This is a genomic window from Aeromonas sp. 1HA1 (assembly GCF_029237385.1).
GTDB lineage: Bacteria > Pseudomonadota > Gammaproteobacteria > Enterobacterales > Aeromonadaceae > Aeromonas > Aeromonas popoffii.
The window spans coordinates 15,913-36,571 of sequence record NZ_JAACGC010000046.1 but is presented as its reverse complement, the minus strand read 5'-3'; the positions used below and the strand labels follow the sequence as shown (position 1 = coordinate 36,571).

20 protein-coding genes are annotated in these 20,659 nt (G+C 61.8%); 13 read left to right on the top strand and 7 right to left on the bottom strand.

Annotated features, from left to right (window positions below; all coding sequences use genetic code 11):
• Positions 1 to 666 precede the first annotated feature (666 nt).
• From hybO to GWQ22_RS14485, 12 genes are all read left to right on the top strand, one after another.
• Positions 667 to 1,800 (top strand): hydrogenase 2 small subunit, encoded by a 1,134-nt coding sequence (gene hybO, locus GWQ22_RS14540; protein ID WP_212513329.1) that lies wholly within the window; start codon positions 667 to 669, stop codon positions 1,798 to 1,800.
• A gap of 2 nt (positions 1,801 to 1,802) precedes the next feature.
• Positions 1,803 to 2,822: a hydrogenase 2 operon protein HybA gene (gene hybA / locus GWQ22_RS14535; protein WP_275930739.1), complete on the top strand. Its 1,020-nt coding sequence runs from the start codon at positions 1,803 to 1,805 to the stop codon at positions 2,820 to 2,822.
• On the top strand, positions 2,815 to 4,002 hold the full coding sequence (gene hybB, locus GWQ22_RS14530; RefSeq protein WP_275930738.1) for a Ni/Fe-hydrogenase cytochrome b subunit: 1,188 nt from the start codon (positions 2,815 to 2,817) through the stop codon (positions 4,000 to 4,002). The genes hybA and hybB overlap by 8 nt, the downstream gene beginning before the upstream one ends.
• Complete coding sequence (hybC, locus tag GWQ22_RS14525) at positions 3,999 to 5,702, top strand: hydrogenase 2 large subunit (protein ID WP_275930737.1); 1,704 nt, start codon at positions 3,999 to 4,001, stop codon at positions 5,700 to 5,702. The genes hybB and hybC overlap by 4 nt, the downstream gene beginning before the upstream one ends.
• Positions 5,702 to 6,232, top strand: coding sequence for a HyaD/HybD family hydrogenase maturation endopeptidase (locus GWQ22_RS14520; RefSeq protein ID WP_275930736.1), 531 nt, complete (start codon positions 5,702 to 5,704; stop codon positions 6,230 to 6,232). Before hybC ends, GWQ22_RS14520 begins: the two co-directional genes overlap by 1 nt.
• Positions 6,214 to 6,741: a hydrogenase-2 assembly chaperone gene (hybE, locus tag GWQ22_RS14515; protein WP_275930735.1), complete on the top strand. Its 528-nt coding sequence runs from the start codon at positions 6,214 to 6,216 to the stop codon at positions 6,739 to 6,741. Before GWQ22_RS14520 ends, hybE begins: the two co-directional genes overlap by 19 nt.
• Before the next feature lie 115 nt (positions 6,742 to 6,856).
• Positions 6,857 to 8,464 carry an ABC transporter substrate-binding protein gene (locus tag GWQ22_RS14510; protein WP_275930734.1) on the top strand — a complete coding sequence of 536 codons (1,608 nt, stop codon included), beginning with the start codon at positions 6,857 to 6,859 and terminating at the stop codon, positions 8,462 to 8,464.
• A complete protein-coding gene (locus tag GWQ22_RS14505) occupies positions 8,449 to 9,459 on the top strand; it encodes an ABC transporter permease (protein ID WP_275930733.1) in 1,011 nt (336 codons plus the stop codon). The genes GWQ22_RS14510 and GWQ22_RS14505 overlap by 16 nt, the downstream gene beginning before the upstream one ends.
• A complete protein-coding gene (locus GWQ22_RS14500; RefSeq protein WP_275930732.1) occupies positions 9,449 to 10,261 on the top strand; it encodes an ABC transporter permease in 813 nt (270 codons plus the stop codon). The genes GWQ22_RS14505 and GWQ22_RS14500 overlap by 11 nt, the downstream gene beginning before the upstream one ends.
• Complete coding sequence (locus tag GWQ22_RS14495; protein ID WP_275930731.1) at positions 10,255 to 11,043, top strand: ATP-binding cassette domain-containing protein; 789 nt, start codon at positions 10,255 to 10,257, stop codon at positions 11,041 to 11,043. The genes GWQ22_RS14500 and GWQ22_RS14495 overlap by 7 nt, the downstream gene beginning before the upstream one ends.
• Positions 11,043 to 11,684 carry an ATP-binding cassette domain-containing protein gene (locus tag GWQ22_RS14490; RefSeq protein ID WP_275930730.1) on the top strand — a complete coding sequence of 214 codons (642 nt, stop codon included), beginning with the start codon at positions 11,043 to 11,045 and terminating at the stop codon, positions 11,682 to 11,684. Before GWQ22_RS14495 ends, GWQ22_RS14490 begins: the two co-directional genes overlap by 1 nt.
• Positions 11,685 to 11,855: 171 nt before the next feature.
• Positions 11,856 to 12,332: a GNAT family N-acetyltransferase gene (locus GWQ22_RS14485; protein WP_275930729.1), complete on the top strand. Its 477-nt coding sequence runs from the start codon at positions 11,856 to 11,858 to the stop codon at positions 12,330 to 12,332.
• Positions 12,333 to 12,418: 86 nt separating this feature from the next.
• On the opposite strand, the gene hypB is transcribed toward GWQ22_RS14485, so the two are convergent.
• On the bottom strand, positions 12,419 to 13,288 hold the full coding sequence (gene hypB, locus GWQ22_RS14480) for a hydrogenase nickel incorporation protein HypB (protein WP_275930741.1): 870 nt from the start codon (positions 13,286 to 13,288) through the stop codon (positions 12,419 to 12,421).
• Between hypB and GWQ22_RS14475 the strand changes: the two genes are divergently transcribed.
• Positions 13,172 to 13,501: a hypothetical protein gene (locus GWQ22_RS14475; protein ID WP_275930740.1), complete on the top strand. Its 330-nt coding sequence runs from the start codon at positions 13,172 to 13,174 to the stop codon at positions 13,499 to 13,501. The genes hypB and GWQ22_RS14475 overlap by 117 nt on opposite strands.
• Here the strand turns inward: GWQ22_RS14475 and hypA are convergent.
• The 6 genes from hypA to selB form a co-directional block, all read right to left on the bottom strand.
• Positions 13,479 to 13,820, bottom strand: coding sequence for a hydrogenase maturation nickel metallochaperone HypA (hypA, locus tag GWQ22_RS14470; protein WP_017786826.1), 342 nt, complete (start codon positions 13,818 to 13,820; stop codon positions 13,479 to 13,481). The two genes, GWQ22_RS14475 and hypA, sit on opposite strands and share 23 nt — an antisense overlap.
• Positions 13,821 to 13,886: 66 nt before the next feature.
• The gene (gene hypE, locus GWQ22_RS14465) at positions 13,887 to 14,891 is read right to left on the bottom strand and encodes a hydrogenase expression/formation protein HypE (RefSeq protein ID WP_275930728.1); all 1,005 of its coding nucleotides are present in this window, start codon (positions 14,889 to 14,891) and stop codon (positions 13,887 to 13,889) included.
• Positions 14,892 to 14,976: 85 nt separating this feature from the next.
• Positions 14,977 to 16,089, bottom strand: coding sequence for a hydrogenase formation protein HypD (hypD, locus tag GWQ22_RS14460; RefSeq protein ID WP_275930727.1), 1,113 nt, complete (start codon positions 16,087 to 16,089; stop codon positions 14,977 to 14,979).
• Positions 16,083 to 16,334, bottom strand: coding sequence for a HypC/HybG/HupF family hydrogenase formation chaperone (locus tag GWQ22_RS14455; protein ID WP_021140358.1), 252 nt, complete (start codon positions 16,332 to 16,334; stop codon positions 16,083 to 16,085). The genes hypD and GWQ22_RS14455 overlap by 7 nt, the downstream gene beginning before the upstream one ends.
• A gap of 5 nt (positions 16,335 to 16,339) precedes the next feature.
• Positions 16,340 to 18,754: a carbamoyltransferase HypF gene (gene hypF, locus GWQ22_RS14450; RefSeq protein WP_275930726.1), complete on the bottom strand. Its 2,415-nt coding sequence runs from the start codon at positions 18,752 to 18,754 to the stop codon at positions 16,340 to 16,342.
• The gene (gene selB, locus GWQ22_RS14445; protein ID WP_275930725.1) at positions 18,751 to 20,655 is read right to left on the bottom strand and encodes a selenocysteine-specific translation elongation factor; all 1,905 of its coding nucleotides are present in this window, start codon (positions 20,653 to 20,655) and stop codon (positions 18,751 to 18,753) included. Before selB ends, hypF begins: the two co-directional genes overlap by 4 nt.
• Positions 20,656 to 20,659 lie beyond the last annotated feature (4 nt).

Sequence of the window (20,659 nt, the reverse complement as noted above, 5' to 3'; positions counted from 1 at the left end):
GAACAGGGATTGCAGGCTGGAGCTCACTCTGGGAAGGCTGGCAAACACTGCAAAGTAAACTGGACGGCTTTATTGCCGCCAAAGAGATGATGGCTTCGGGGATCAAGATCTGATCAAGAGACAGGCATTATCCTGTGGGGTCGAGGTGTGACGTGCGGGAAAGGGCCCTGGCGATGATGCGGTTCTGCCTGAATAAAAAGCAGCTGAATGGGCGCTGCCATGAGCATGATATTGACGGAGCAACCATTGATGATAAATATCATTGGCAAGTCTGCCCCTTTTTTACATATATGGCCACAAATAATAAGGTATATTTCATTGGCCTCTTTATTTTCTGGCGATCACTCTAGGCTGATAACATTAGCTATTTAAAAATAGTGTGACACCGCTTTCATTTTTATTATTTAACATCACAAACTAACGAGTGATTTTTATGATTTTAATTCATGTGGCCCCTTAAATACCCTTTTGTGGGTATTTTGTGGCTCATCAATGGGTTGTCTAACTGCATGCTGTATATGGTTTTTTAAATTAATGATGATGAGTTATATATCTGGGTAATGTCTCGCAGCTTGATGGAGATCAACACGGGAGGAGAGGGGAGTCCTTAGCATTTCCGCTATTAAGCATGTATCAAAAAAGTGCTCGCTAACGGGAATAATAAAAATGGTCGAGGATAATGTTTTATCGGCTCATGGAATTAATCGCCGTGACTTTATGAAATTGTGCGCCGGGATGGCCGCAACCCTGGGATTAAGCCAGCATGCCGTGGCCAAGATGGCCACTGCGCTCACTGGCCCCGAGCGGCCACCGGTGATCTGGATTGGGGCGCAGGAGTGTACCGGTTGCACCGAGTCGCTGCTGCGGGCTACCCACCCCACCATAGAAAACCTGATCCTCAATACCCTTTCGCTGGAGTACCACGAAGTGCTCTCGGCGGCCTTTGGTCATCAGGCGGAAGAGAACAAGCGCAACGCCATCGAGCGCTACAAGGGCAAGTATCTGCTGGTGGTGGATGGCTCCATTCCACTCAAGGATGGTGGTGTCTACTGCATGGTGGCCGGAGAGCCCATCGTCGACCATATTCGCCGTGCTGCTGCCGATGCGGCTGCCGTCATCGCCATCGGCTCCTGCTCCGCCTGGGGTGGTGTGCCCGCCAGCGGTGGTAACCCGACCGGGGCCGTCAGCCTGGAAGAAGCGCTCGGCAATATCGACACCCCGATCATCAATATCCCGGGTTGCCCGCCCAATCCCCACAACTTCCTCACCACGGTTGCTTACTACATCACCTACGGCAAGCTGCCTGCGCTGGATAGCAAGAAGCGTCCGCTGTTTGCCTACGAGCGACTCATTCACGAGAACTGCGAGCGCCGTCCGCACTTCGATGCGGGTCGTTTCGCCAAGGCGTTCGGTGACGAGGGCCACCGTCAGGGCTGGTGTCTCTACCATCTGGGCTGCAAGGGACCCGAGACCTACGGCAACTGTTCGACCCTGGAGTTCTGCGATGTGGGCGGCGGTATCTGGCCGGTGGGCATAGGCCACCCCTGTTATGGCTGCAACGAACAGGGGGTCGGTTTCAGCAAGGGGATTTTCCAGCTGGCCAAGGTAGAGAACCCGACTCCGCGGGTGGAGAAACCCGACGTGGCAATTCAGGAGGGAGGATACATGTCGCCGATGGCCACCGGCCTCATCGGTGGCGCCCTCGGGGTGCTGGTGGGGGTGAGTCTGATGACGGTGCGTGAACTCGGTCGCCAGCAGAAGCGCCATGAAGCCGGGCAGCCCCCATCACGGGAGGAGTGACCGTGAACAGACGCAATTTCCTTAAATTCGCCTCCGCCAGCGCGCTGGCGGCAGGGGCCGCCGCGCCCGGCAGTGCCAGGGCGGCGGCCAAGAACAAACCGCCTATTCCCGGGGCGATCGGCATGTTGTATGACTCCACCCTCTGTGTCGGTTGTCAGGCCTGTGTGGCCGAGTGTCAGCGCCTCAACGGTAACCCGGCCAATCCGGCGGGGGCGCAGACCTGGTCCAACAACGACAAGCTGACCCCCTACACCAACAGCATCATTCAGGTGTGGAATAGCGGTAGCGGGGAGCACAAGGATCAGCTGGTGGATGGCTATGCCTACATCAAAAAGCAGTGCATGCACTGTGTCGATCCCAACTGTGTCTCCGTCTGTCCGGTGCAGGCTCTCAACAAGGATCCCAGGACCGGTATCGTTCACTACGACCCGAGCGTTTGCACCGGCTGCCGTTACTGCATGGTGGGCTGTCCGTTCGATGTGCCCAAATATGACTACGACAACCCGCTTGGGGCGATCCACAAGTGCGAGCTCTGCAATCAGCAGGGGCTGGAGCGGATCAGCCAGGGCAAATTGCCTGGCTGTGTCGAGGTGTGCCCCACCGGCGCCGTGATTTTCGGCACCCGCGAGGAGCTGATGGCCGAGGCAAAACGCCGTTTGCTGGCGAGCCCCGGCAGTGAGTACGCCTATCCGCGCCAGACCCTCTGCGCCAATGACCCTTATCTGCATGACGTGCCCAACTACCAGCCTTACGTCTATGGCGAGAAGGAGGGGGGCGGCACTCAGGTGCTGGTGCTGGCCGGTGTGCCCTATACCAGGCTCGACATGCCCGACCTGCCGGAGCTCTCCTCCGGTGCCCGCTCGGAGCATATCCAGCACACCCTCTACAAGGGGATGGTGCTGCCCATGGTGGTGCTGACCGGGCTGTCGGTGCTCATTCGCCGCAACGCCAGCAAGCACGATCAGGCGCACCCTCATGACGAGGAGCAGGGCAAAGAGCAGGGAGGCAAGGATAATGAGTAATCACAAGGCGTATCCCCTCGGCGGCAAGCTGGTCAGCTGGCCGGTGCTGGTGTTGGCCCCCTTTGCCGTGCTGTGCGGCATGCTGATCGTGAAGCGCCTCATCTTCGGGCTGGGCTCGGTCACTGACTTGAACGGGGGGTTCCCCTGGGGTCTGTGGATCTCCTTTGACCTGCTGATCGGGACCGGTTTCGCCTGCGGCGGTTGGGCATTGGCCTGGGCTGTTTATGTGTTCAACCGGGGTGAGTATCACCCGCTGGTGCGCCCAGCCCTGTTGGCCAGTCTGTTCGGCTACTCGCTGGGCGGCCTCTCCATCACCATCGATGTGGGGCGTTACTGGAACCTGCCGTACTTCTACCTGCCCGGTCACTTCAACACCGCCTCTGTGCTGTTCGAGACGGCGGTCTGCATGACCATCTACATCGGGGTGATGGCGCTGGAGTTTGCTCCCGTGCTGTTGGAGAAGTTCGGCTGGGAGGCGTCACTCATTCGCCTCAACAAGATCATGTTCTTCGTGCTGGCGTTGGGGGCACTGCTGCCCACCATGCACCAATCCTCCATGGGCTCCCTGATGATAGTGGCGGGGGAGAAGATCCATCCGCTCTGGCAGAGTTACGAGCTGTTGCCGGTCTTCTCCTTGCTGACCGCCTTCATCATGGGTTTTTCCATCGTGGTATTTGAAGGATCCCTGGTGCAGGCCGGGCTGGCGGGGCGTGGCCCCAATGAGAAGTCGCTCTTCTACAAGCTGACCCAGGTGATCGACATCTTCCTGATCCTGTTTGTGGCGCTACGTTTTGCCGAGATCGTTATCCACGACAAGTCGGCCTATCTCTCCGAGTTCAACCGTTTCTCCATCATGTTCTGGAGCGAGATCGCGCTGATGATCTTCCCGCTGCTGGTGTTCCACTGGGACAAGAGCCGCCGCGATTCGCGCATGTTGTTCCTGGGGGCCCTCAGCATGCTGCTGGGCGCGGCGCTCTGGCGACTGAATTACTCCCTGCTCGCCTTCAACCCCGGCAATGGCTACCACTACTTCCCCTCCGCGACGGAAGTGCTGATCTCCCTTGGTTTCGTCGCCATCGAAGTCTGTGCCTATTTGCTGTTGATCCGGCTCTTGCCGGTACTGCCATCACTTGAACGTGTTCACCAAGATTATCAGGCCCGAGGGAAAGCCAACGTATGAGCCAACGTATCACCATAGACCCCATCACCCGCATTGAGGGGCACCTGCGTATCGACTGCGAAATCGAAGGCGGCATCGTCACCAAGGCCTGGTCGTCCGGCACCATGTGGCGCGGGATGGAGGAGATCGTCAAGGGCAACGATCCGCGCGATGCCTGGATGATAGTGCAGCGCATCTGCGGGGTATGCACCTCGATCCACGCCATCGCCTCGGTGCGGGCGGTGGAGAACGCCATCGGCGCCAAGGTGCCGGTCAATGCCCAGTTCATCCGCAACCTCATCATCGCGGCCCACAACATCCACGATCACATCGTTCACTTCTACCAGCTCTCCGCGCTGGACTGGGTGGACATCACGACAGCGCTGCAGGCCAATCCGCAAAAAGCAGCGGACATCCTCAAGGGAGTGTCGACCTGGTCCCTCAACAGCGCCGACGAGCTGACCAAGGTGCAGGAGAAGATCCGTGCGCTGGTAGCGAGCGGCCAGCTCGGCATCTTTGCCAACGGTTACTGGGGCCACCAAGAGATGAAGCTGAGCCCGGAGGTGAACCTCATCGCCGTGGCTCACTACCTGCAGGCACTGGAGTGCCAGCGCGATGCCAACCGCATCGTCGCCATTTTGGGGGGCAAGACTCCGCACATTCAAAATCTGGCGGTGGGTGGGGTGGCCAACCCCATCAACCTGGATGCGCCGAGCGTGCTCAACCTGGAGCGGCTGCTCTATGTGAAGAGCTTCATCGACCGGCTCGGCGAGTTTATCGAGCAGGTCTACAAGGTGGATGCCGCCATCATCGCCGCTCACTATCCTGAGTGGCTGCATCTGGGGCAGGGGGCCAAGCACTACCTGAGCGTGCCCGAGCTCCCCACCGACGCCAACGGCGGCAGCTTCCTGATGCCGGGTGGCTATATCGAGAACGGCAATCTGGCCGGTTATCGCCCCATCGAGAGTCATCAGGATGCCTGGCTGATGGATGGCATTGCCGAGAGCAACAAGCACGCCTGGTATAAGGATGACGCTCCCCTCAAGCCGTGGGAGGGCAAAACCGAGCCCAACTACACCGGCTGGCAGGACGATGGCAAATACTCCTGGGTCAAATCCCCCACCTTCTACGGCAAGGTGGTGGAGGTGGGGCCGCTCGCAGACCTCCTGGTGAAACTGGCCGCCAAACACCCGGAGACGGTGGTGCACTTCGACCAGTTGAACGGCATTTATAAGGCGCTCACCGGCTCGGCCATCAAGACCGAACAGCTGCACTCCACCATGGGTCGCATCATAGGCCGCGCGGTGCGTTGCTGCGTGCTCAAAGACACCCTGGCGCACCAGTGGAAGGCGCTGGTCGACAACATCGGCAAGGGGGACTTCACCGCCTACATCAAAGCCGAGATCCCGGCGGACAAAGAGTTTCGCGGGGTGGGTTTTGAAGAGGCGCCGCGCGGCATGCTCTCCCACTGGATCGTCATCAAGGAGGGCAAGATCGCCAACTATCAGGCGGTGGTGCCCTCGACCTGGAACTCGGGCCCGCGCAACTTCAATGACGAGCCCGGCCCCTACGAGCAGGCGCTGGTAGGGACACCTGTGGCGGATCCGGCCAAACCGCTGGAGGTGGTGCGCACCATCCACTCGTTCGACCCCTGCATGTCCTGCGCGGTTCACGTGGTGGATACCCAAAATGGCGAAACGACTCAGGTGAAGGTGCTGTGATGAACACCCTGATCCTGGGCGTGGGCAACCTGCTGTTGAGCGATGAGGCGGTGGGCGTGCGTATCGTCGAGGCGCTGGGGCGCGAATACCATTTCGCCCCCGGCATCGAACTGCTGGACGGTGGCACGGCTGGCATGGAGCTGCTCGACGCGATGGCCAGTCGCGATCACATCATTCTGGCGGATGCGGTGCGCAGCGGTAACCCGCCGGGCACGGTTGTGACCCTGCAAGGTGACGAAATCCCGACCCTGTTTGGCCGCAAGATCTCCCCGCACCAGCTGGGGCTGGCGGACGTGCTCTCGGCGCTGCACATGACGGGGGAGTCGCCCAAGCGGCTCACCCTGATAGGTGTTGAGCCTGAATCCCTCGAACCGCGTATCGGCCTCACCCCCGTCGTGGCGGCCGCCATGGGGGAGGCGACGGATCGGATTTTGACTCTGCTGGCCAGTGTTGGCGCGCCCGCCATTGCGCTCTCCGACGCCGAGCGGGCAAAACAGCAGCAGGAGGGCCTATGGCGCAGTCCCATTTAAGCGAGGTTGATGCCGTGCAGGAACGCGAGCAGGAGTTCATCGGTTTTGCCAGCAATCCTGCGCCTTTGTTGGTGGCCCAGTATGAGCGGATCGCTCGCGAAGAGATGCAAGGGCTCCCCTTCTATCACGCCACCATGCCCATAGTGGCTGAGTGCGTGCTGTTTGAAGCGCAGTGGCTCGGTTGCGTGCTGACCCCCTGGATGTTGAGCGTGGTGGTGTTGCCGGGGCCCGAGCAACTGTGGCCGGTGCGCAGCAGCAGCGATCGCCTCGCTCTGCAGCTCCCCTGCGGCAACATGACCTTTATGGTGGGCGAATTGCCCGAGACGGGTCAGCAGCTGGCCTGCTCCCTGATGTCGCCGCTTGATCCCCATCTTGGGGCCGAGCAGGGGCGCTCACTGGTGAGCAGCACCCTCAAAATGCTGCTCTCCTTGCCGGTTCAGCAAGGGGCTGGCGGCGTGGATCTGGGTCGCAGACGGCTATTCGGTGCCCGGCGTGGCCAACCGGCATAGCCGCTAGGTTTCACGCGAAATCAAGTTTAGAATAGGGGCCCGTTTTGGCCCCTCACTCGCTTCTTCGTCTGACGTTTTTCTTCGAGGTGAGTGGTACAAACGAACAAGGAATCTTATGACCATTCAATACCATGGCCGCCGCAAGGGCGTGCCTGTCGTCGCTGCCACTTTGCTGGCCCTGCTCTCGGGCGGACACGCTCATTCGACACTGGCCGCCCAACCTGTGCCTGCCGAACTCACACTCGCCATCGGCGCAGAACCCACCGAAGGGTTTGACCCCCTGCTTGGCTGGAGTCACGGCAGCTACCTGCTGCTGCACAGCCCGCTGCTTAAACAAAACGCCGATCTCAGCTGGCAGGATCTGCTCACCCAATCGGTGACCCCGAACCAGGATGGCAAGGGGTGGCTTATTACCCTCAAGCCTGACCTGACATTCTCCAATGGCGCGCCGCTCACCGCCGAGGATGTGGCCTTTACCTACAACAGCGCGGCCAAGGGCGGTGGCAAGATCGACATGGGCAACTTTGTCTCTGCCAGGGTGGTCTCGCCCACCGAGGTGGCCATCGTCTTAAGTGCCCCCCAGAGCACCTTTGTCAATGTGCTGGGATCGCTCGGCATAGTGTCAAAGCGCGATTACGATCCCAAGGTGTACGCCCAACAGCCTGTCGGTGCCGGCCCTTACCGACTGGTGAGCTTCCTGCCCGGTCAGCAACTGGTGGTGGAGGCAAACCCCTATTACGCCGGTGGCAACAATGATTTCAAACGGCTGGTGTTTGTCTTTATCGATGAAGAGAGCGCCTATGCCGCCGCCCAGAGCAGCCAGCTCGATCTGGTGCGCATCCCCCCGTCGCTGGCGCCCACTGTGCCTGCCTCCCTCAAGCTCTGGGTACGGCCGAGCGTGGAGAACCGTGGCATCGTCTTCCCGGTCCCCCCTGCGGGCGGCAAGGATGCCAAGGGTTATCCCGTCGGCAACGACGTGACGGCCGATGTGGCGGTGCGTCGCGCCATCAACTACGCCATCGACCGCAAGCTGCTGGCCGATCAGCTGCTGGAAGGGCACGCCATCCCCGCTTACAGCGCGGTGGAAGGCTTGCCCTGGTTGAACAAAGCCACCGCCTTCAAGGATGGCGATACCGCCTATGCCAACGCCCTGCTCGACGAGGCTGGCTGGAAGATGGGCAGCGATGGCATTCGTCACAAGGGCTCGCTGCGCGCCGCCTTTACCCTCTGGTACACCAGTGGTGACAGCACTCGCCGGGATCTGGCGGAAGCGGTGCGGGCCATGCTCAAACCCATCGGTTTTGACGTGAGCCTCAAATCCGGCAGCTGGGAGCAGGTGGAGCGGGAGATGCACGCCAACCCGGTGTTGATGGGGTGGGGGAGTCTGGATCCCATGGAGCTCTATCACCACTACCAGAGCGGATCCGGCGGCGTTGAGTTCTACAACCCGGGCTACTACCGCAACCCTGTAGTGGATGGCCACCTCAAGCAGGCGCTGGATGCCACCGACTGGCAGGCGGCGGTGCCCTTCTGGCAGCAAGTGGAGTGGGATGGCAAGAGTGGCGCCGGAGTGCAGGGAGATGCCGCCTGGGCCTGGCTGCTCAATGTGCAGCACACGTATCTGGCCAACCGCTGTATCGATCTTGGCAAGGGGGCACCGGAAATTCACGGTAGCTGGTCCCTGCTCAACAACCTCTCTGACTGGCGGTGGACGTGCCGTTAAGCTCGCCCTTGAGTCATTCAGGTTATCTGTTGCTAAAAGCCCTGCTGCGTCTGGCAGGGCTCTTGTGTCTGGTCTCTGTCGCCACCTTTGTGCTGCTGAGCTACTCCCCCATTGATCCGATCAAGGCCTATATCGGCAATGATCTGCTCCATGTGCCGCCCGAGCAGTACGCCCGCATTGCCGCCCGCTGGGGGCTGGATCAGCCGCTGTGGCTGCGCTACTGGCACTGGTTCGGCCAGGCGCAGCAGGGGGATCTCGGTTACTCCATGCTCTACAACGCGCCTGTGGCTCAGGTGATCGGCAGCCGCTTTGCCGCCTCCTTCCTGCTGCTGGCGGGGGCCTGGCTGCTCTCCGGTTTTTTCGGCATTCTGCTGGGGCTGTGCGCCGGTCGTTATCTCAACCGCTGGCCCGATCGCTTTATTTGCCGCTTTGCTTACCTGCTCGCCTCCCTGCCCACCTTCTGGGTTGGTCTGTTGCTGCTCGCGCTGTTTGCGGTGCACTGGCCGCTACTGCCGGTCTGCTGCGCCTGGACGCCGGGGCTCTCTGCCGATGAGGCTGACTGGCTGATGCGATTGCGCCATCTGCTGCTGCCGGTGACCACGCTTGCGCTGCTCGGGGTGGGCAACATTGCCCTGCATACCCGGGGGCGGGTGGCCGAGGTGCTGGAGAGCGACTTTATCCGCTACGCCCGCGCCCAGGGGGATGGCGGCTGGCCCATGCTGCGTTTTCATGTGTTGCGCCATGCTCTGACCCCGGCGATCTGCCTGCAGTTTGCCTCCCTCGGTGAGCTGATTGGCGGGTCGCTGTTGGCGGAGAAAGTGTTCTCTTATCCGGGGCTCGGGCAAGCCACCGTAGATGCGGGGCTGCGGGGGGATATCCCCTTGCTGATGGGCATAGTGCTTTTTTGCACCCTGCTGGTCTTTATTGGCAATACGGTGGCCAGTTTGCTGCTGGACCGCATCAACCGGGGCTGGGAGGGGGAGCATGCTGTTTAATCCGCTCCCCTCACTGCTGCGGCTGGGTTTTGCCCTGATCGGATTGGCGCTGCTGGCTGCTTACGGCTGGAGCCTCTCTCATCAGGATGTACCGATGGATCTGCTGGCGCGCCAGCAACCCCCCTCGCTGGCCCACTGGTTTGGCACCGATCAGATGGGGCGGGATCTCTGGTTGCGGGCCTTTCAGGGCACCCTCACCAGTCTGGAGCTGGGCATCAGCACTGCACTCTGTAGTGGCCTGCTGGCCATGGTGGCGGCAAGCGTCTCGCTTATTCACCCCAGATGCGATGTGGCAGTGCGGCTGCTCATCGACGCCATGCTGGCGCTGCCCCATATGCTGCTGCTGATCCTGATCTGTTTTACCGTGGGGGGCGGCATGCGCGGGGTGATCCTGGCGGTGGCGCTGACCCACTGGCCCAAGCTGGCGCTCATTCTCTGCGCAGAAGCGCGGCGGATCGCCTGCAGCGACTATGTGGTGCTGGCCCGTTGTCAGGGGATGGGGGCGCTACGTCGCTGGCGTACCCACCTGCTGCCGGGGTTGTTGCCCCAGTGGTTTATCGGCACCTTGCTGATGTTTCCTCATGCGGTGCTACACAGCGCGGCCTTAAGTTTTCTCGGCTTTGGTCTGGCGGCCCATGAGGCCTCCCTTGGCCTGTTGCTGGCGGATGCCTTGCGTTATCTGGCCGGCGGCGGCTGGTGGCTGGCCCTCTTCCCGGGGCTGATGTTGCTGCTGCTGGTACTGCTGTTTGATCAGGCTACCCGCGCCCTGCAGCAGCTCTGGTTTGGGGGTGAACCATGCTGAGTTTTGACCATGTGACCATAGAGGCGGCCCACTACTCCTGGCTGGGGCGGCGCAGCTGGCAGCCATTGCTGACCGATATCAGCCTGCAACTGGCGCCGGGGGAGATAGTGGCGCTGGTGGGGGGGAGCGGCGAGGGCAAGAGCCTGTTGCTGCAAAGCGCCCTGACCCTGCTGCCGGACAACCTGCGGATGCGCGGCGCCATCTCTCTTTATGGGACGCCTCTGTGCGACGCGAGCCGGGCCCGTCTGCGCGGCCACACTCTTTGCTATGTGCCGCAGGGGGTGAGCGCCCTCAATCCGCTGCTGACGGTGGAGCACCAGCTGGGCCGGGCGGCGCGCCTCTGTGGCCAGAACGGTTCTCGCGAGCGGCTCGGCGAACAACTGCTGCGCTACCAGCTGCCTGCGGCCACCCTGGACCGCTATCCGCGCCAGCTCTCCGGCGGCATGGCCAAGCGCATTCTGGCCTGCAGCGCGGCACTCGGCGGCGCCCGCTACATTCTGGCGGACGAGATCACCGCCTGGCTCGACGAGGGGCTGGCCTGTCTGCTGCTCAGCCAGTTGCGCGAATTGGCCAATCAGGGCAGCGGCATCCTCTGGGTCACCCACGATCTGGCGCTGGCGGCACGCTTTGCCGATCGCATCGTGGCGCTGCATCAGGGGCAGGTGAGCGATACCTTGAGCAGCCACCATCTGCGCCAGGGGCAGGGGAGCGAGATGCTCCGTGCTCACTGGCAGGCGCTGCCCGAGTTCAATGCGCTCTTTCCTGGCCCGGAGGTCTGCTGATGTTTGAAGTTCGGGATCTCACCATCGCGCAGGGGGAACGCCCCCTCTGGCAGGGGCTATCGCTGACGGTGAAAGCGGGTGAACGACTAGGTATCTCTGCCCCGAGCGGTTATGGCAAGACCACGCTGGGGCGGGTATTGGTGGGTTGGCAACCGGTTCGGGGAAGCGGGCAGATCCTGCTGGATAGGCAGCCGGTGCCTGAACAGGTTAAAGGCTATAACCCCATCCAGCTGGTGCCCCAGCATCCGGAACTGACCTTCAATCCCTATCGCACCACCGGGCAGGCGCTGTGGGATGTGTGGCGCCCCGATGACGCCATGCTGGCTCGCTTTATGGTCAAACCTGCGTGGCTTAGTCGTAAACCCGGCCAGCTCTCCGGTGGCGAGCTGGCCCGCATCGCGCTGCTGCGCGCCCTCGATCCCCGCACCCGTCTGCTGATTGCCGATGAGGTGACCGCCCAGCTGGATCCGCAAATTCAGCGTCATATCTGGCGGGAGTTGATGATTGAGTGCGAGCAGCGCGGTCTCGCCATGCTGATTTTTAGCCACCAGCAGGCACTGCTGCGCCAAATTTGCCATCGGGTACTGCGTTTTGGTGAGGCACCTGCTGAGCAGGAGCCGATGGTTTGCTATGTGGCCTGAGGGCTGGCGTTATCCTTCAGCATCACGGCAGGTACTCAGTCTATTCTTGCATCCTTTGCAAATGTTTTGGCCTGATTGGCATAATGGCTGTGCGCCTTATCAGAGGGGCAATAAACATCTTGCGGGGAAGTCATCATATGGCAGAGCCCACCATTTTGGACGCTATTCACTATGAGTTGTATGGAATTTAAACTGTTCAGTGATGTGGGTGTGGGCGATTTTCTGTCCGTGGTCAACGATCAGACAGTGAGAAAGCATCTGATTGATCATCCCCCCTTCGATGAGGCCAGTGTACGCAGCTGGATGGATGACAAGATGCGAATAGACAGGTTACCCGGTTGCCGGGTGCGTGCCGTGCTCATTGACGGTGTTCTGGTTGGATGGTGCGGGATACAACCCGACGACGATGGCGTCGAGATTGCCGTTGTGATCGCTAAAGCGGGTTGGGGGACGGGGATTGCCATCTTCAAGGAGATGATGGGATGGGCAAGGCAGATGGGGCATAAGGAGGTCATGTTCCATCTGCTGAGTACTCGCCCAGAGTATCTGGCTCTCACCAAGCGATCCACCAGGGTGCAGAAGACGACGCTCTCGGGGCGTGATTTCACCACCTATTACATCAGCGTGGAAAAGTGGTTTGCGGGTTAATGACAACGCGCTTCTTGTTACAACCCAAGAGGGAGGCATTAGCCTCCCTCTCTTTTATCTACCGTTAGCAACGGCGTTTAACCGGTTCAGGCCGTGGCCAGCCAGTTGAGCCAGGCATCCATCCCTTCACCCGTGGTGGCGCTGACCTGGATCACCTGAATATAGGGGTTGACCCGTTTGGCGTTCTCGATGCAGCGGGCCACGTCAAAGCTGACGTAGGGCAGCAGATCAATCTTGTTGATCACCATCAGCTGGGCGGCGGCGAATATGTCCGGGTATTTGAGGGGCTTCTCTTCCCCCTCGGTGACGGAGAGGATAGCCACCTTGTACTTCTCGCCGAGATCGAAGCTGGCGGGGCAGACCAGATTGCCCACGTTTTCGATAAAGAGGATGCCCCCTTCATTGGCGGGCAGCTGGTGGCAGGCGTCGTGGACCATTTTGGCATCCAGATGGCAGCCCTTGCCGGTGTTGATCTGCACGGCTGGCACGCCGGTGGCGCGAATGCGATCCGCATCGGCACTGGTCTGCTGATCCCCTTCGATCACCGCGCAGGGGCGCTTGTCGGCCAGCTGGCGCAGGGTTTCGCACAGCAGGGTGGTCTTGCCTGAACCCGGGCTAGATACCAGATTCAGCACCAGCTGGGCCGCCTCGTCGAAGTGTTCGCGGTTATGGGCCGCCAAGGCATTGTTCTTGGCCAGCACATCCATCTCGATGGCGATCAGCTGACGCTGCCCCATGCCGGGCACCGACAATCCAGCTTCCCCTTTGCCATAGTGCAGGTCACCCTGCTGATGGTCATGGTCATGGTCATGGTCATGAGCGTGGGAATGCCCGTGGTCATGGGCATGATCATGATGATGGTCGTGAGGGTGATCATGACCCTCTGCTCCTGCGGAGGTCTGTACGCCGTGGTAGTGGTGATGGACATCCCCCTGATGGTGATAGTGGTGGTGAATAATCAGGGTGCGCGGCGCGCTCTGCGCGTGGTCATGGTGATGATGCGCGTCATGGGCATGATGGTGATCGTGCTGGTGGCCATGTTTAGGGTGATGCTCATGCTCATGCTCATGATCGTGGTGGGCATGGTCGTGATCATCTTTATGGCCGGCGATCCGCGCCTGGCCGCATCCGCATACGCTACACATATCAACTTACCTCGATGTCGGTGATGCGCAGGCTGTTCCCCTGCGCGACGCGTAATTTGTATCCGCCACACTCGGGACAGGCTTGCCCGCGCTCGGTGAGGGTGACCGTCTGGTTGCAGTCGTAACACCAGGCTTCTGCCGCCTGGTGCTGAAAGTGCAGTTGGGCCCCCTCGACGGCGGTGCCCTTGGCGGCCGCCTCGAAACAGAAGGCGATGGTGTCCGGGTCAACGCAGGAGAAGCTGCCGACCTCGAGCCAGAGGGCGGTCACCTTGGTAAAGCCCCGCTGGGTGGCCTGCTCGGCCGCCAGATCGATGGCGGCCATGGCCAGAGACATTTCGTGCATGGTGGCTCCTTAACCGATATGGGGAGGAGTGACTCCTCCCGGTAATTGGGTAGACGGCATGGCTGCTCAACAGATCCGCGGCAGCAGCTCCCCTTGCGGCAGCTCCAGATAACGGCGGCTGCCCCAGGGGTTGTTGAGGATCACCTTGTGGCGATCGCTCGCCTGCACCACGCCGATCTGGCTGGCGGCGGGGTTGAATTGCCGCAAGATGCCCAGTGCGTCCTGCGCCTGTTCGGCAGGCAGGGCCAGCACCATGGTTCCCTCGTTGGCGAGATCATGGGGCTCGAAACCGTAGAGCTCACACAGGCCGCGCACCGGATCGCACACCGGAATGGCGGACTCCTCCAGTTCGATGGCCACCTGGGAGGCGCTGCTCCACTCGTTGAGCACGGCGGCAAGGCCACCGCGGGTGGCGTCGCGCAGGGCGTGAGGGGTGAGCCCCGCTTTTAGCAGCGCTTCTACCTGCGGCCAGAGGGTGGTGCAGTCGCTCTTGAGATCGGAGCCCAGTTGCAGGGCGTCACGGGCCATCAGGATGCAGGCGCCGTGACTGCCGATATCCCGCGACACCAGAATGGCGTCACCGGCTTTGAGGTTGCGCACCGAAATGCCCCGGCTCTGCTGAGGCAGCGGGAAGGTGCCGACCCCGCTGGTGTTGATAAAGATCTTGTCGGCCGCCCCCTTGGGCACCACCTTGGTGTCGCCGCAGACGATGCGGGCGCCGCTTTTGGCCAGCTCTGAGGCCATCGACTCGACGATGCGGGCGAGATCGGCGTAGGGAAAGCCCTCCTCAATGATAAAGCCGGCGCTCAGATATTCTGGCTTGGCCCCCATCATGGCGAGATCGTTGACCGTGCCGGCGATGGCCAGTTTGCCGATATCACCCCCCTCGAAGAAGAGCGGCGAGACGGTAAAGCTGTCAGTGGTGAAGGCGACAGGCCCGCTTACCGGCAGCAGGGCGGCATCTTCACCGCGCAGCAGGATCTCGTTGCCAAAGTGGCGAAAGAAGAGCTGATTGATCAGCTGATTCATCTCCACACCGCCGCCGCCGTGGCTTAACTGGATTTCTCTCATCGGGTCTGGTTCTCCAGAATATTGCCGAAACAGGCTGGTTCATCTCCACCCATCACCCGGCCGCCGTGGCTTAACTGAATTTCTCTCATTGGATCCCCATATATCGGTAGTAGGCATTGCAGGCCCCTTCGGAGCTGACCATGCAGCTGCCCATGGGCTGGGTCGGGGTGCAGCCCCGGCCAAAGACGTTGCACTGGTTGGGCTTGGCCAGCCCGCGCAGGATATCGGCGCACTGGCACGCCTTGTGGTCATCGATGGGGGTCTGGTCCAGCTGGAAGTGACGCTCCGCATCGCGCTTGGCGAAGGCATCGCGCAGGCGCAGGGCAGAGGCGTTGATATCCCCCAGACCCCGCCAGCGAAAGTGCTCGCGGGTCTCGAAAAAGCGCTCGACCAGCCGCTGGGCGGCTTTATTGCCACTGGCAGTGACGGCGCGGGTGTACTGCACCTCCAGCGCGTAGCGACCCTCCACCTTCTGGCGCACCATCATCAAGAGCGCTTCCATCACATCCACTGGCTCGAAGCCGCTCACCACCACAGGCACCTGATAGCGATCAACGATTGGCAGGTAGATATCGGCGCCGGTGATGACGCTGACGTGAGAAGGGCCGATAAAGGCGTTGACCTTGGCAACCCCGTCGGCCATCACGGCGTGAATGGCGGGGGGCACCAGCACATGGTTGATATGAAACAAGAGGTTATCGACCCCTTGCTCTTCCGCGGCTGCCAGCAGCGCCGCAGTCATCGGGGTGGATGTCTCGAAACCGATGGCAAAGAAGACCACGGTTTTTTCCGGGTTCTTCTTGGCAATGCGCAGGGCGTCGAGGGGGTCATAAACCGGGCGGATATCGCTCCCCTTGGCCCGCTGTTGGGCCAGCGTGCCCTTGGAGCCCGGCACCCGGACCATGTCCCCCAGGGTGACCAGAATGACGTTCGGCTGGCGGGCCAGCTCGATGGCCTGATCGATGCGCTCTTTCGGCATGATGCAGACCGGGCAGCCAGGGCCGTGGACAAACTCGATGCTGGCCGGCAGCAGCTGGTGCAGGCCGTACTTCATGATGGTGTGGGTATGGCCGCCGCACACCTCCATCACCCGCAGCGGCTCGGGCAGATCTTTTGCCAGTTCGGTAATTTGCGCGGCGAGGGCGCGGATGACGTCGGGCTGACGAAAGCCCTGAAAGAGATCATTGAGTGTCAGCATGGCAAGATATCCTGCTCTGGCATCAGGGCCACCATCTGGCGGAAGCTCTCGAGGCTGGCCTGCGCCTCCTCTTCGTCAATCTTGCTCATCACAAAGCCGATATGAAGCAGCACATAGTCGCCAAGGTTGAGGGGCTCTTCGAGCAACATGCAGCTGACGCGCCGCTGCACCCCCAGGGTGTCGACGGTGACGCAGTTATCTTCGGGGTGCAACTGCACCACCTGAGAGGGGATGGATAGACACATGGATTTCAGGACTCCGACAAGGTGGCACAACCGGTTGTGACAGGCTGATGCGTGGCAAGATGGTGGATGGCAAACCAGAGCTGACCGGCGGCGATGCCACCGTCATTGAGCGGCAGGGTTTCAGAGGTCAATACCTGCCGGCCGGCTGCTTCGAGGCCGAGCACCAGCTGGTCCATCAGCACCCGGTTTTGAAATACGCCGCCCCCCAGCGCCACCGGATAGCCGGGGAAGCGCTCGGCCAGGGCAACGACCAGAGCGCTGAGTGCGCGGATAAAACCGGCGGCCAGGCTGGCGGTGGAGGTGCCTTGGCGTTGTTCGTTGATAAGGGTATTGAGCAACTCGGCCCACTCGATATGCAGCGGCCCCTCTGCGCTCTGGTGCAGGCCAAAGGCGAGGGGGAAGGGCAATTCATCAGGGGCCAGCTGCAAGGCAGCCGCCTCCAGCAAGAGTCCCGCCTCTCCCTCGTAGTCGGGGGTATCGATCACCCCCAGCAGCGCCGCCACGGCATCGAACAGCCGACCGATTGAGCTGGTGTAAGGGGCGTTGCGACCGAGATGCCAGAGTTGGTGCAGGTTGCTGATCCGCTCAAGGGGCAGTTTGTTGATCAACGGAATATCGAGGGCGCTGATCTGCTCCACGCCATAGGATTCGAACAGCAGCCCCAGCAGCTGGCGTACCGGCTCGCGGATGGCCGCCTCGCCGCCGATCAGCTTGAAGGGCGCGAGGTGGGCGATCCGCTCAAATCCCTGAACGTCTGCGATCAGCAGCTCGCCGCCCCAGAGGGTGCCGTCATCCCCAAGGCCGGTGCCATCAAAGGCAACCCCCAGCACCGGGCCTGTGATCTCATGCTCGGCCATCACTGCCAGCAGGTGGGCGTGATGGTGCTGCACCTCGATATGGGTGGCGTTGTGCTCGCGGCAATAGCCCTTGGCCCACTGGTGACTGAGGTAGCCCGGGTGGCAGTCCGATACCAGCAGTTCGGGCTTGAGATCGTAGAGATCGCGGAAGGTCGCGAGGGTCTGCTCGAAGTGCCCCTGCATCGGCAGGCTGTGCAGATCGCCGATATAGGGGCTGTAGATGCGCTGGCGGCCGAAGGCCAGCGCCAGCTGGTTCTTCTGCTGCGCCCCGACCGCCAGCAGCGGCACCTTGACCGCCTGTTTCAGGCTGGGGGTGCAGGGGGCATAGCCCCGGGCCAACCGCAGGGTCTGGCGTCGCCCGCCCGCCCACTGCACCAGACTGTCGTCGCACGGGTTCAGGATGGGTCGGTTGTGATCCAGGATGCCGTCAATCTCGCCCCCGAGTTCCCTGACCACCGCCTCGCACTCGATGAGGATCGGGCTGCCGCGACCATTGGCGCTGGTGGCCAACAGCGGCATGGCGCATGCGTCCAGCAGCAGCTGGTGCAGCGGGGTATAGGGGAGCATGACCCCAAGGTAGGGGATGCCGGGGGCTATCCCCTCGGCCAGCGGCGCGGCTGGTTGTCGGGATTCAGACGACCGATCATCCTTGGTGCGCTTGCGCAGCAAGGTAATGGGTCTGGCTTGAGAGGCGAGCAGCGTCCACTCGTCTTCGCAGCCGGTGACATGCAATTTGGCCTCGGCAAGGGAGCCCATCATCACCGCCAGCGGCTTGCGCGCGCGCCGCTTGAGTGTTCGCAATCTGGCAACACTCTGTTCATTACGGGCATCACAAATCAGGTGATAGCCCCCCATCCCCTTGACCGCAATCAGGGCGCCCGCTTGCAGGGTGCGGGCGGCCGCTTGCAGCGCATCCTCGCGCTCGGCCAGGGCATCGCCGTGGCCGCTGCGCCAGCTGAGATGGGGCCCGCACTCGGGGCAGCTCACCGGCTGGGCGTGATAGCGTCTGTCCAGCGGGTTTTCATAGGCCGCCGCGCAGCGCGGGCACATGGCAAAGTCGGCCATGGCGGTGTGGGGTCTGTCGTAGGGGAGGCGGCGGATGATGGTGTAGCGCGGGCCGCAGTGGGTGCAGTTGGTAAAGGGGTAGTGATGATGGCGATCAACGGGGTTGGCCACATCCGTGGCGCACGCCTCGCACATCCCCTGATCCGGCGAGATGGCGACCGTGGCCGCGCTCTGCTGCTGGCTGGCTTTAATTCGAAACTGGCCATGAAAGGCGCCGTCGTAGTCGGGATTATGTTCGGAGTCAGCATCTTGGGGCAGTTCCCGCTCGCTGAAGTGATCGATACGGCTCAGTGGCGGCGCCAAGTCGCGCAGTTCGCGGGCAAAGCTGGCTAGCTGCTCGGGGGAGCCTTCAGCGCCTATGGTGACGCCATTGGCATCGTTCAAGACATAGCCGGTAAGGCCGTGGCGCAGTGCCAGCCCGTAGACGAAGGGGCGAAAGCCGACCCCCTGTACGATACCGTCCATATGAAATTCGCGGCGCAGTCGGGTGGCCGTCATGCCGGCTCCTGCTGCAAGGTATCTTGAGTCTGTGGCAAACGCAGCACCCGACGCTCATTCTCCTCGCGCCGTACCCAGCCATCCATCTCCATGCGCAGGCAGAACGGAATGGCGTATTTGCGCGACAAGCCGGTGATCTCCTTGAAGGATGCCATGTCGATCAGATCTCCCACCTGCTGGCCCGCCAGCACGGCGGCAACCATCTGGTTGTAAAGGGCGGTGTCGTAGTAGATGGGGCCATCGAGCTGCACGAGATACTTAAGCCTTGCCAGATTGCGCAGCTGTTTTTGCAACGCGCAGTTTTTTTGTAAACCATTGCGCAGCAAGCCCTGCTGCAGGGCCGCGGGCAGCTTGCGGGTGATAAAGGGATCCAGCGCCACGCCGCCGGGGCCCAGTTTACCGGGCTCGTAACCCTCCTTGCCTTGATCTCGCACCACCTTGAGTACCAGCTGCGCCTCTTCCCCCAGATCATCTTCCGACTCGCCGCTGCCCGGTTGCCACTTGTCATGGTGCAGGCGAACAAGCTGCTCGCTTTTGAGCTGCTGGAGCAGGGCTTGAATGACCGGCAGGGCGATGCCAAAGCGGGTCGCCAGCTCTGCGGCGCTCAGCGGTTCGCTGGCCAGCGTGGCGAGCAGCTGGTCGCGGCTCTGGGCCAGCCAGTGGTTATCAAGCAGCCAGTCAGCGAGGGGGGTGACCTGCGCAGGTTGCTGGTCAAAGCGGCTGGCCAGCACATAGCCGTTGAGCCCCAGCTGCAGGGTGGCGGGGTTGTAGCGATCCAGCGGATCTGGCAGCTCGCCCAGCAGGGCGTGCAGCGTCTTGCGTCTGGCAGGATGGATGTCGCCGCACCAGACGATGCGGGCGCCGTGCAGCAGTTCGCTGCTGCCGTGGCGAATGATGGCGAGCGGCTGACCGAAGAAGCAGGGGATGGGGCTGGTAAAGATCAGCCGTGCCAGCCGGGTGTCTTTTATTGGTACAAAGCGCGCCCGGCCATGCCAACTGCCGAGGGCTACCTCTACCTCCTGCGTGCGAAGCGTCTTGGTGCTCAGGCGCTCGCCGTTGAGCCGCACGATAAGGTGGGTCGCCGCCTCGCACTGGCCTGTTGCGCTGGTAAGGCAGTGGCCGCGGGCCACCTCCTTGTGGGGCACTTTTTTCAGGCCCACTGCCACCCGACAGACGGCGCCAATTTCCTCGACGCTCTGGTGATAGGCCTGCAGGGAGCGCACCTGCACCTCCCGATCGGCGGGGTAGAGGCGCAGCTTGTCCCCCACCTTGAGGCTGCCCTGCTGCAAGGTGCCGGTGAGCACTGTGCCGGTGCCATTGGCGGTAAAGACACGGTCTACATACAGTCGCGGCGCGCCCTGTTCGCTAGCCGCTTGTGAGACAGGCAGATCGGCAAGCTGGCGCACAATGGCGGCGTGTAGGGTAGCCATATTCTCGCCGGTTTTGGCGCTGACGCTGACGATGTCGGGCACCATGCCGCTCTCGTCCATCACCCGCTCCAGCAGACTCTCTTCGAGGAGTGCCAGCGCGTCGGGTTCCACCAGATCGCACTTGTTGATGCAGACCAGCAGGCGCGGTACCCCCATCGCCTTGAGCAGGCGCAGGTGATCGCCGGTCATCGGCATCCACCCCTCATCGGCGGCAATCACCAGCAGCACCAGATCCAGACTCCAGAGCCCCGCCACCATGTTGCGGATATAGCGCTCGTGGCCGGGCACATCGATGACGCCTATGGTGTTGCCCTGACCGTCGTCAAAGTGGGCAAAGCCGAGATCCTGAGTCATGCCGATGGCCTGCTCATGGGCGCGGGCTGTGGTGATGCCGGTGAGGGCCTTGATCAGCAGGGTCTTGCCGTGATCCACGTGGCCAGCAAGGCCGATAACGGCGCGATAGGGGGTCATGGGA

What these genes read in the sequence shown, in the direction of transcription:
- hypF (WP_275930726.1), bottom strand. Translation starts at nt 18,754, where the DNA reads ATGACGGCCACCCGACTGCGCCGCGAATTTCATATGGACGGTATCGTA.
- hypE (WP_275930728.1), bottom strand. Translation starts at nt 14,891, where the DNA reads ATGAGAGAAATCCAGTTAAGCCACGGCGGCGGCGGTGTGGAGATGAAT.
- hybE (WP_275930735.1), top strand. Translation starts at nt 6,214, where the DNA reads ATGGCGCAGTCCCATTTAAGCGAGGTTGATGCCGTGCAGGAACGCGAG.
- GWQ22_RS14485 (WP_275930729.1), top strand. Translation starts at nt 11,856, where the DNA reads ATGAGTTGTATGGAATTTAAACTGTTCAGTGATGTGGGTGTGGGCGAT.
- hypD (WP_275930727.1), bottom strand. Translation starts at nt 16,089, where the DNA reads ATGCTGACACTCAATGATCTCTTTCAGGGCTTTCGTCAGCCCGACGTC.
- GWQ22_RS14510 (WP_275930734.1), top strand. Translation starts at nt 6,857, where the DNA reads ATGACCATTCAATACCATGGCCGCCGCAAGGGCGTGCCTGTCGTCGCT.
- hybC (WP_275930737.1), top strand. Translation starts at nt 3,999, where the DNA reads ATGAGCCAACGTATCACCATAGACCCCATCACCCGCATTGAGGGGCAC.
- GWQ22_RS14500 (WP_275930732.1), top strand. Translation starts at nt 9,449, where the DNA reads ATGCTGTTTAATCCGCTCCCCTCACTGCTGCGGCTGGGTTTTGCCCTG.
- GWQ22_RS14475 (WP_275930740.1), top strand. Translation starts at nt 13,172, where the DNA reads ATGGGCATGATCATGATGATGGTCGTGAGGGTGATCATGACCCTCTGC.
- hypA (WP_017786826.1), bottom strand. Translation starts at nt 13,820, where the DNA reads ATGCACGAAATGTCTCTGGCCATGGCCGCCATCGATCTGGCGGCCGAG.
- GWQ22_RS14455 (WP_021140358.1), bottom strand. Translation starts at nt 16,334, where the DNA reads ATGTGTCTATCCATCCCCTCTCAGGTGGTGCAGTTGCACCCCGAAGAT.
- GWQ22_RS14490 (WP_275930730.1), top strand. Translation starts at nt 11,043, where the DNA reads ATGTTTGAAGTTCGGGATCTCACCATCGCGCAGGGGGAACGCCCCCTC.
- hybB (WP_275930738.1), top strand. Translation starts at nt 2,815, where the DNA reads ATGAGTAATCACAAGGCGTATCCCCTCGGCGGCAAGCTGGTCAGCTGG.
- GWQ22_RS14520 (WP_275930736.1), top strand. Translation starts at nt 5,702, where the DNA reads ATGAACACCCTGATCCTGGGCGTGGGCAACCTGCTGTTGAGCGATGAG.
- GWQ22_RS14495 (WP_275930731.1), top strand. Translation starts at nt 10,255, where the DNA reads ATGCTGAGTTTTGACCATGTGACCATAGAGGCGGCCCACTACTCCTGG.
- selB (WP_275930725.1), bottom strand. Translation starts at nt 20,655, where the DNA reads ATGACCCCCTATCGCGCCGTTATCGGCCTTGCTGGCCACGTGGATCAC.
- hybO (WP_212513329.1), top strand. Translation starts at nt 667, where the DNA reads ATGGTCGAGGATAATGTTTTATCGGCTCATGGAATTAATCGCCGTGAC.